Raw genomic sequence first — 551 nt, forward strand, 5'->3', positions numbered from 1 at the left:
TCGGGGTTTTGTTTTATCTAAAATACAACTTATTTTACTGAATATCAAGTATCTGAATCACTTCTGAAAGTGCCTAATTAAACTTTACAAGACGCTTTACGAAGTGCTGATTATTCTCCATTAATAATGATACCTTTAAAATATAAACTCCTTGAGATAATTGATCTAAGTTATTAATTTGGATTAATTTGGTATGACTTATTAAACGCTTGGAAACAATTTGTTTTCCTAATAAATTGTATAATGTTACTTCTAAAATTTCGTTTCTAATACTCAAAGGTAGACTAATGGAAATCCTGTCATCAAAAGGGTTTGGAAAAATCTGAACATCAACTAAATTAAAGGAGTCATTACTCAAAGTATCGTCCGTAGCAGGATTACAATCATCATCTAACCCATTTCCAGGTATTTCGGTAGCTCCTGGATTTATTGTGCTTCCAGTGCTTAAAGAATCATCGCAATCGTCCGTACCGCTACCTGACAGTTCACCTAAAAGGAAACCATCGGTAGGTCGCTCACAAGCTGCTACCGAAGAACCGCCATAGTTGTCG

The 551-nt window shown here is 34.7% G+C and carries 1 protein-coding gene; it reads right to left on the reverse strand.

The genetic code is table 11. The features are described 5' to 3' along the window. Positions 1-73: 73 nt before the first annotated feature. Positions 74-551, reverse strand: a 478-nt coding sequence (locus tag Q0739_RS14980) for a T9SS type A sorting domain-containing protein (RefSeq protein ID WP_298239540.1), incomplete at its 5' end; no start/stop codon positions are given.

Origin of the sequence: uncultured Algibacter sp. (genome assembly GCF_947487605.1) — a bacterium.
In the GTDB taxonomy this organism is placed as follows: Bacteria; Bacteroidota; Bacteroidia; order Flavobacteriales; family Flavobacteriaceae; genus Algibacter_D.